The sequence below is a fragment of the Moorena sp. SIO3H5 genome (genome assembly GCF_010692395.1).
GTDB lineage: Bacteria > Cyanobacteriota > Cyanobacteriia > Cyanobacteriales > Coleofasciculaceae > Moorena.
On the sequence record NZ_JAAHHS010000302.1, the window covers coordinates 1 to 9,543 of the forward strand.

The 9,543-nt window shown below is 44.0% G+C and carries 8 protein-coding genes and 1 pseudogene; 7 read left to right on the plus strand and 2 right to left on the minus strand.

What is annotated here, in order from left to right:
• Positions 1-254, plus strand: a pseudogene (locus tag F6K52_RS25990) (photosystem II q(b) protein); the annotation flags it as partial.
• A gap of 249 nt (positions 255-503) precedes the next feature.
• Here the strand turns inward: F6K52_RS25990 and F6K52_RS25995 are convergent.
• Entirely contained in the window at positions 504-2,453 is a 1,950-nt protein-coding gene (locus F6K52_RS25995; protein WP_293085017.1) for an iron uptake porin, read from the minus strand.
• 527 nt (positions 2,454-2,980) lie between these two features.
• Here F6K52_RS25995 and F6K52_RS26000 point away from each other — a divergent pair.
• The 6 genes from F6K52_RS26000 (at position 2,981) to F6K52_RS26025 (ending at position 8,991) form a co-directional block, all read left to right on the plus strand.
• Positions 2,981-3,208, plus strand: coding sequence for an element excision factor XisH family protein (locus tag F6K52_RS26000; RefSeq protein ID WP_293085039.1), 228 nt, complete (start codon positions 2,981-2,983; stop codon positions 3,206-3,208).
• On the plus strand, positions 3,196-3,531 hold the full coding sequence (locus tag F6K52_RS26005) for a XisI protein (protein WP_293085020.1): 336 nt from the start codon (positions 3,196-3,198) through the stop codon (positions 3,529-3,531). Before F6K52_RS26000 ends, F6K52_RS26005 begins: the two co-directional genes overlap by 13 nt.
• A gap of 211 nt (positions 3,532-3,742) precedes the next feature.
• On the plus strand, positions 3,743-5,035 hold the full coding sequence (locus tag F6K52_RS26010) for an AAA-like domain-containing protein (protein ID WP_293085023.1): 1,293 nt from the start codon (positions 3,743-3,745) through the stop codon (positions 5,033-5,035).
• Positions 5,032-8,208 carry a CHAT domain-containing protein gene (locus F6K52_RS26015; RefSeq protein WP_293085026.1) on the plus strand — a complete coding sequence of 1,059 codons (3,177 nt, stop codon included), beginning with the start codon at positions 5,032-5,034 and terminating at the stop codon, positions 8,206-8,208. Before F6K52_RS26010 ends, F6K52_RS26015 begins: the two co-directional genes overlap by 4 nt.
• 304 nt (positions 8,209-8,512) lie before the next feature.
• The gene (locus tag F6K52_RS26020; RefSeq protein WP_293085029.1) at positions 8,513-8,746 is read left to right on the plus strand and encodes an AbrB/MazE/SpoVT family DNA-binding domain-containing protein; all 234 of its coding nucleotides are present in this window, start codon (positions 8,513-8,515) and stop codon (positions 8,744-8,746) included.
• 59 nt (positions 8,747-8,805) lie between these two features.
• On the plus strand, positions 8,806-8,991 hold the full coding sequence (locus F6K52_RS26025; protein ID WP_293085033.1) for a type II toxin-antitoxin system HicB family antitoxin: 186 nt from the start codon (positions 8,806-8,808) through the stop codon (positions 8,989-8,991).
• 260 nt (positions 8,992-9,251) lie between these two features.
• On the opposite strand, the gene F6K52_RS26030 is transcribed toward F6K52_RS26025, so the two are convergent.
• On the minus strand, positions 9,252-9,543 hold a 292-nt coding region (locus F6K52_RS26030), incomplete at its 5' end, for a PAS domain-containing protein (RefSeq protein ID WP_293085036.1).

Below are 9,543 nucleotides of genomic sequence, written 5' to 3' on the forward strand. Positions count from 1 at the left end.
CATGGCCTGTAATCGGCATCTGGTTTACTGCACTGGGCATCAGCACCATGGCATTTAACCTCAACGGTTTCAACTTCAACCAGAGCATCATTGACTCACAAGGTCACGTGATCAACACCTGGGCTGATGTACTAAACCGCGCTAACTTAGGTTTCGAAGTAATGCACGAGCGTAACGCTCACAACTTCCCTCTAGACCTAGCTGCTGCTGAAGCTACTCCTGTAGCTTTGACTGCTCCAGCAATCAACGGTTAATCTCAAGTTTGCTTAATCAGCTTGATTAAAAAAAGCGCTCTCCAGATGGGGAGCGCTTTTTTTTATTGATATATTGCTCAAAATATTTATATGGCACCACGCATTAAAGTTAGGACATTGAAAGAAGCTGAAAAGCTTTTTTAGTGAACTTTTGCCTCTTGCCTTTTGCCTTTTGCCTTGCGCTATATCTCAGCTTTCATCCCGACGCTCACCAACCATGGGTAGAGCGCCGGACATCTAGCCTAAAGGTTAAAAGGTGAAGGTGGTTCTGAGGGTACCGATGACCACATCATCATTGTCAGAACTTTGGTTAGGATTCAAAAGCCAAACTACACCAGGAGTAACGGAGATGTTGTTGTTGACTTTATACTTATAGAACGCTGAAACCTGGTAGGCAAAATCATTGTCAAAGTCACTGTTGCCATCATCTAAATCCAGTCCTCTGAGGGTTGGTGCCGCACCACCAAAAATTCCGGCCAGATTACCTTTTTTGCCCAAATCGGGGAAAGCTATACCAGCAGCAAAGTTCCAAATTTCCGCATCACCCACGCCAATCAACTCAGCATCGGTGTAGCCTGCCCAGCCATTGAGTACGATGTTGGGGCTAAGTCTCAAAGAGGTTTGAACACCGAAAGAGTTACTTTCCACTTTTGCGCTATCAAAGTCAACCGTGCCTAAACTGGTAGCATCCTCCAAGGCTCCTGGATTGAGATTAGCTAGAGCCGTACCAGTACCCCCTAGAATTAAACGGGGTCGTCCATCAGCATTATCTTCGTAACCCCGAATGTAGGTGAATCCAACTTTGAAATCACTACCATAAACCAACTGAGCGATCGCAGAAAAGTTGCCATTGAATAGACCCTGGCCTTCTTGAGGATTGCTAGCGGTGTTGGAGATGTAACCTAAATCAATCCGAACATCCTTGATGGGCTTGATGGCAAGGGCAGCACCAGCACCGAATGGCCCAATCCGATAGATGGGATTACGTTCAGCAAAACGGGTAATAGCATTAGAACCACCAGCACGACCTTCAAAGAAAGGGTTAACGGTATCTGCGTAATAGTGATGGAGTGCTCGGTTAGCCAACAGTTGAACCGTTACCTTATCCCCGATGGGGAACTTATAGCGCAAGATATCAATAATAACGTCATTACCAGTTGGTCCATCGTAGGTAAAGCGACCTTCTTGAGTTCCGGCCAGCTCACCACCAGCCCCTGTGAACAACGTTGGTACATCCCCAGCTTGGAGACGGGTTAGGAGCGCATCCTTACCGGTAAAGCTGGTTACGAAGTTGAGACGAGTCCGGTTGTGAAAAACGGTTTGAACATCATCAGCATCCCCTCCAAAAGCATCAGCTAGAGCAAAGATTACCTCACCCTTGAGTTTAGTGGTGGTAGAAAACTGATGGTCTTCTAAGAAAGCTACTCGTCCTTCTAGGTTATCTACTCGTGCCCCTAGGGTAGCCAGTTCTGTTTCAAACTCCTGTACTAACCGTTGTAGACTTTCCAAGTCCTCACGGGTGATAAAGTCTGCGGTGACGCCCCCCAGTAAACGCTCAATCTGGTTCAAACAGGAATTCAAACCAGCAGCAAATTCGTAGCGAGTCAAGGCTCGGTTACCTCGGAAGGTAGCATTGGGATAACCAGCAATACAGCCGTAGCGTTCTACCAAAGAGCGTAATGCTTCATAAGCCCAATCTCCAGGGGAAACATCTCTGAGTTGAGACACATTAGTGACTTGTTCCATAGAGTCATCCTCTACAGTCTGTCCACTCAGTTGAGACACACCAGTCACCGGTCCCATCAAGTTATCCTCGACAGTTTCCCCATCACCGTATGACGTAACTGAATCACTAGCAGAATTACTGATAGTAGAATTACTGATAGTAGAATTACTGATAATAGAATTATTGATAGTAGAATTACTGAGCTCAACCGTATCCCCAGTAGAGGCATCAGCAACTAATGGCAGATCAGAGGGAAGAACGGACTGAGTTAGGGAGGTGACCTCAGGGAGTGCTTCTATCGTCAGTGTTTCTACTGTACTGGTAGGGTTAACAGCGGATTCCTGAGAGATTGTCTCTTCTGGCAAAGCTTCCTCAGTTGCTGCTACCGCTGAGGATGAAATCAATAGGGTTGCCCCAACAAACAAGGTAGGGGACTTTAGCACAGAGAGCCACAAATTTTTTGATCTGTTCACAGGGTTTCCTCACACACAATCAGGGTTTTTATAGGTACGCTCTTACTTGGCCTTGGCGCATTAAATTCGCGCTTTGGTGCGCGCCTCTGGATCAAGTCAACACGACTACCGTCTCTTCTCAGGGGTGTTACTAATTCATGACAAATTGATTACAACATGGCACACGGAGATAACAGCTCAGGAAATACCAGCTTCAGAATTATGGTAGTTCTTCTGCTCATCTGCCGATCCCGTCATGGTCGTTTGTCCTGACTTAGTCTCATTTGAGCCCTTTTTGATCAGTTTTTGATCAAGGGATAGTTTAAGAGACGATTAACTTTACCGATTTAAGAATTACCTTGGATGGAGGTTTTGTTTGTATTTTTTAATACAAAAAATTTAGGCTTGATGAGCTTAAAGCATATTAATTATGCAATTATGACAATAATTTTCCCGATTAGATCGGCTTTAACTGTTGTAATCCAAATTTTTGATATATGATACACATTTATTTTTCTTAAAACTATTATAAGTAACAATAAACAATTATTAAATTCGGGAATTCAGAATTTCACACGGCACTCGGACAATTGCTGAATTATCGCGTTGTTTTAAAGGTCACAGAGCCAGATAGAGTAATTTTTCTAGCCGTACCGAGCAAAGTATATCGCAACTTTTTTCTGGAGGAGCTAGCACAGTTAAGTGTGAAAGAATACAAGGTAAAATTGGTAGTTTTTGATCCAGACGAGGAGGTAGTTGTACAGTGGAACGATTGAACCAGTATCGGCAATGGATTCAGCAGGTATTAGCTCGACATAACCAGTTTGTACCTTCCTATGGTGAGATTGAACAATTTACAGTTTTTGACCACAACGATGATCATTATTTACTAGTAACAGTTGGCTGGGAAGGTGACCGCCGAGTTTGTGGTTCGTTGATCCATATTGATATTAAAGGAGAAAAAATCTGGATTCAACATGATGGTAGTGAGGTGGGTGTAGCCAATGAGCTAGTAGAATTGGGAGTACCTAAGTCAGAAATTGTCATCGGTTATCATGACCCCAACGCACGTAAGTTGACAGAATTTGCAGTAGGATGAAAAAAGGCAAAAGGCAATAGGCAAAAGGCAATAGGCAAGAGTCCAGTAGGGTGTGTTAGGGGGGGTTCTCATGTTCCGCTTCGTAGTCAGGATTTGGACAGCCCGCCCCGTAACGCACCACCGGGTCTGAGTTATGCCTGAGTTGTAGCTGAGTTGGGCTAACTCCCTAGGAAAGAGCGTTATAGTTTGATTAGCTCATCTCACCTAGACCATGCCACGCTCACTTAGAGTTCGCCCAGAGTATATTGACCAGGTAAAATTAGCGGTTCAACGCAACGGTTTCCCTCGCCAGAAAGATTTAGCTGACGAGTTATTACTATCTCTATCAACCGTCAGTAATTATCTGAATGGGAAAGCTGTATATAACCTGCATTTTCAACAAATTAGTGAAAAATTGGGGCAAGACTGGAATGCGATCGCATTTTTTGAGGACGACATTGGCAATGATACGTCAGGCCATGGGACAGTAAACTCAGAAGTAGTGATCACACACTGCCCTGAGGAAGACTCTTCATTGATTTATGTTGAACGTCCTCCCATTGAACAGTCTTGTTATCAAGCCCTTTTAGGTCCCGGTGCGTTGGTCAGGATTAAAGCCCCGAGGCTGATGGGGAAGACATTGCTGATGGTGAGAATGTTGGATCAGTTTGCCGAGAAGGGCTACCGAAAGGCCTATGTAAATTTCCACTTAGCCCATAGCAATGACTTAACCGATGTCGATGGATTGTTCAAGTGGTTTTGTATCACTGTTGGTCAAACCTTGAAGATACCGAATCGGTTGAGAGACTATTGGGATGAAGACTTTTCCACCGCTAAAGTCGATTGTACCGAATACTTTGAGAACTATCTTCTCCCTGAAGCTGGGGCTCCCGTGGTTTTATGTCTCGATGAAGTAGACCGAGTGTTTCCCTACCCTGAGGTGGCTTCAGAATTTTTGGGATTGCTGAGGGCGTGGCACGAACGGGGGAAAGTGGAACAGGTCTGGAAACGGTTGCGGTTGGTGGTTGTCCATTCCACAGATGTTTATATTCCGCTCAATATTAATGAATCCCCGTTTAATGTGGGAGTGCCCATTGAATTACCAGAATTTACCCCCGAACAAGTCCAGGAATTAGCCCGACAACATGGACAGGATTGGAGTGAATCCCTTGTGGAGCAATTGATGGGGATGGTGGGAGGTCATCCTGATCTGGTACAGCAAGCCTTATCTCACTGCCAAATCCACGGTAATGACTCCCTGGCGCAACTGTTGCAAGCCGCTCCTACAGATGCTGGCATCTACGCTAACCACCTGCGACATCTGTGGCGGATGCTGCAACCACACCCAGACTTGGCCAAAGCACTGTTACAGGTGATTGATGCTAACGCTCCTGTGCATCTGGACTTGATAGCCGCCTATAAGTTGTACAGCATGGGGCTAGTGAAAAAGCAGGGCAATCAGGTCAGGCTCAGTTGTAATTTATATCGACAGTATTTTAGAGACCACCTAGGGGAACTGTCATGAGTACAGGAGCCTATCAGGTTGGGGGATGCCTACCACCGGATGCTAGTACTTATGTGGTGCGTACCGCTGACGGTGAACTTTATCAGCAGTTGCTGGCTGGAGAGTTTTGCTATGTCTTGAATTCCCGCCAGATGGGGAAGTCTTCCCTGAGAGTGCGAACCATGAAACGGCTGCAAAACCAAGGGGTGGCTTGTGCATCCATTGATATTACCGAATTAGGAACCCAACAGGTTACCCCAGAGAAATGGTATGGCGGCTTAACCAAAACCCTGATTAACCGATTCGGTCTACAAGAGAAATTATCATTTCGCAGCTGGCTCAATGAGCACAAAGATATTCCCCCAGTACAGCTTTTTCGGGAGTTTATCGAAGAAGTATTACTGATCCAAATTGCCGAACCGATTGTTATTTTTATTGATGAAATTGATAGCGTTCTGCAACTAGCGTTTAAAGATGACTTCTTTGCCCTAATTCGAGCCTGTTATAACAAACGCGCAGAAAATTCTGCTTATAATCGCATCAGTTTTGTGCTGTTGGGGGTGGCGACACCAGGGGATTTAATAGCAGATAAAGACCGCACCCCGTTTAATATTGGCCGAGCTGTTGAGTTACATGGCTTTCAACTCCATGAAGTTGAGCCGTTAGTCAGGGGATTGGAGGGACATGTCAGTAATCCCCAGGCAGTGATCGAGGAGATAGTAAAGTGGACAGGAGGACAACCGTTTCTTACTCAAAAGCTTTGTCAGTTGGTGGTTAGTTCTGGGTGTTGGGATCCCCCCCAGCCCCCCTTAACAAGGGGGGAGAAGGAGTGGATTGAGAAGTCCTTAACAAGGGGGGAGAAGGAGAAAGCATGGATTGAGAAATTAGTGCGATCGCATTTTATAGACAACTGGGAAGCTACCGATGAACCGGAACACTTGAAGACCATACGCGATCGCATTCTTTGTAATGAGCAACGGGCTGCCTATTTGTTGGAATTGTATCAGCAGGTGTGGCAGCAGGGGGAAGTTGTTGCTAATAACAGTTTTGAAGAGGGCAAGTTACAGTTATCTGGGTTAGTGGTCAAGCACAGACTTGGAACCTCTCCAGTTCTTAAAGTCTATAACCCGATCTACCGTGAAGTCTTTAATCAGGACTGGATTAACCAAGAATTAGCCCAGTTACGTCCCTATTCCGAAGCCTTTAGGGCTTGGGTGGCCTCAGATTGTCAGGATCAGTCACTATTGTTGCGGGGTAAAACTCTAAAGAATGCTCAAGCCTGGGCAAAGGGTAAGAATTTAAGTTATCAGGATCAGCAGTTTCTGGCAGCAAGTGAGAAAAAGCAGATAGAGGAGCAAATCGCTCAAAAGGAACGAGATGCAGAATTAGAGAGAGAGAGGAAAGATAGGGAAGCTGCCCAGAATAGAAATCTGGTACTAACTGAGGCGAATCGGAAAGCCAAAGGGCAGATGCGTTTCGGATTTGGTGTGTTAGTTTTAGCGTTATTGGGAGCTGGGTTTTCTGGAATAGTAACAGTAATTCTAGTAGTAGACGCGAATCGCCAGGTTGATTCTGCCAAGATAGAACTTAACCAGATAAAGCAAGAATTTCAAAATGTCTCGCAGCTATCTGAACTAGCTGTAAAACTTTACAAAGCCAATAAGCGCTCTCAGGCAGAAAGAGCCAGGAAACAAGCAGCTCTCTCCTTTGAGATTCAAGACTATGAACTCAAACAAGCCATGCTGATGACCAATATTTCAATTGCTTATCAGCAACTTGAGCAGTTGAATCAGGCAATGAATGCAGTTTCAGAGAGTTTGAAACGATTAGAAAGTGCAGATAATAGAAACTCTCTAGATTACTCAATCATTTTTGCCCAAGCTTTAACTACCAAAGGTCGTTTGCTGGCAACTCAAGGAGATACTCAAGGAGCGTCGTATGCTTACGCCAAAGCGTTTGATACTATCCAATCTTTAGGTAGTGATTTAACCAGGATAAATCCAGCTATACAGGTTTATTTTGGAGAGATTGTAGAGAGTGTTTATCAGGAGTTTATTGGGTCACTTTTAGATTCTGAAGAAACTGGATCTAACCAGCCAACTCTTAGAAAAGTTCGTCAGGTTATTGAATCTCTCCATTTGACTCAACTCAATAACTTCCGTGAGATAGTTCCTTTGAATCCTAATCTAATCCAAATTGATCAGATTGATTCCCAAGCAGCAGTAATCTATCCTATTATTTTGGACGACCGGTTAGAAGTGATTCTTCACTTGCCCGGTCAACCATTGCAGCGCTACTCAACACCCTTATCTGCAAAAGAAGTTGAGCAAACCCTTAGGGAGATGCAACGATTATTAAAGACGCCAGTGCGCTCTGTGAAATCTTCTGGGAATAAAGTTTACAAATGGCTTATTAAACCAGTAGAAACTGAATTAGCTAAAAGCAGCATCAATACTATCGTATTTGTGCCAAATAGTGGGCTAAGAAATATTTCCATGGCAGCTCTCCACGACGGTGAGCAGTATTTACTAGAAAAATATGCTATTGCTGTCACCCCTGCTTTACAGATACTAGAGCCTCAGCCCCAGTTACAAAGACCTTTAAGAGCGTTGATTGCTGGAGTTTCTGAATCCCGCCTAGGTTATCCAGCATTACCCTTTGTTGAGGTGGAGGTAGAAAAAATTAGCTCAATCATACCGAGTTCAGTCCTACTCAATCAGAGTTTCACTACTACAGCCCTCGAAAACGCACTTAACTCCTCTTACTTCCCTGTAGTTCACTTGGCAACCAATGGAGAGTTTTCTTCAGAAGATACATTTATATTGGCTTGGGACAAAAAAATTACAGCCAAGGAATTTGAGAAGTTACTGGGTTCAAGAGAACAGGAAAAATTCGACCCGATTGAATTACTTGTTCTCAGTAGTTGTGAAGGTGCTCAAGGGAATAATCAAACACCTTTTGGATTAGCGGGATTAGCCCTAAGATCTAGAGTACCCAGTATCATCGGCCCTCTGGTGTTTGTTGACGACCAAGCCACTGCTGTGGTTATGGTTCAGTTTTACCAAGAATTCACTCAACGGAACGTTACCAAAGCTGAAGCCCTGCGCCGTGCTCAGTTAAGTCTGTTGGAAGACCCTAAATACCAACATCCCTATTACTGGGCACACTTTGTCATAATCGGTGACTGGCGGTAAGGTGCTATGACAAGGATGTTAGTGTCGGTAATTCTTGATTAGAGCTATCCAAAAAAATAAAATATATAGGATATAGGAATTGATCAGCTTTCCACTGCTGCAAGTAATGCTATCAAAAAATATTCCTTTATGGTCAAACAATTTTGATATTAATCAATGCCATATTTATCCTTTCATCTATCCTTTACTTTAAGAACATTTCGACAGGCTATAAAATACAGGATAATGAATTTCGATGCCTTCTTAAAATAGTTTATTGGTTTGTTAAACTATCAGTAAAAGCTTAATCACAAGCATCCTAGCCATGTTCAGCACAACAGTAACCGATACCGGGCAAATCACTCTCCCCGAAGAAATTCGGGAGCATCTTAACCTTGTCAGCGGTAGTAGGGTTGAGTTCGTTATTGACGAAGACGGTCAAGTAAAAATGTTTCCTCTCAATGTTCCAGTGGAAACCTTATCAGGGATCCTGCATCGACCAGGTAAAGAAGCAGCCAGCCTCGAAGACATGGAAAGCGCCATCTCTGCTGACCGCTGACCGCTGACTGCTGAATACTGACCTGTTAACATCTTATGAAATTAAAAAACTAGAATGTCATGAAAAGATTTACTGCAATTGTTGAGCGAGATTTGGATACCAATCTCTACGTTGGTTATATTCCAGGATTTAAAGGCGCACATTCTCAGGGAGAAACCTTAGACGAGTTAAAGGAAAATTTGCGAGAAGTAATTGAAATGCTGCTAGAAGATAAAAATTTAACCTTTGAAACAGAATTTGTCTGATAGTTACAGGGTTTTTCATACCTATCAGGTACACAGTATTTTTTCCCGATTCCCGATACCCGATACCCGATTCCCGCCACACTAATCGGTGCATAGAGGCTCACAGACGTTAATTAATGATCGAAAAAGATGGGGATAGGAAGAATCAGCCATCTGTGGTAATTAATTGATGATCTTACTCAGGGGTTTGCTCAATTCCAGAGAAACGGTAATGATAAAACCGGATCGTAGAGCCCTGATGTGTTTGAATTCAAGTTCTTTTAGCGGTTCAACAACCCAGTGACATTAAGTATCAGCCACTGGATACTAACCACATTGCCTTGAGAGTCACAGAAAACAGACACAGACATATCAACGGCTAAAGGTTTACCTTGCCGTGGACACAACACCACTTGCCAGTCCTTGAGCTGTTGCAATTCCTGGAGCTGGTCGAGTTGGTGGTGGAACCGATTAGACTCAGCGTCACTGATAAAGCTCATCAGCGGTTTACCCACCAGATAATACTGCTGTACGTTGAGTAGACTAGCCGCTGCATAGTTTGCTTCTTGGATA

Excerpts from the sequence above, each read along its gene's own strand:
- F6K52_RS26020 (WP_293085029.1), top strand. The coding sequence starts at position 8,513 with ATGTTCAGCACAACAGTAACCGATACCGGGCAAATCACTCTCCCCGAA.
- F6K52_RS26010 (WP_293085023.1), top strand. The coding sequence starts at position 3,743 with ATGCCACGCTCACTTAGAGTTCGCCCAGAGTATATTGACCAGGTAAAA.
- F6K52_RS26015 (WP_293085026.1), top strand. The coding sequence starts at position 5,032 with ATGAGTACAGGAGCCTATCAGGTTGGGGGATGCCTACCACCGGATGCT.
- F6K52_RS26025 (WP_293085033.1), top strand. The coding sequence starts at position 8,806 with ATGAAAAGATTTACTGCAATTGTTGAGCGAGATTTGGATACCAATCTC.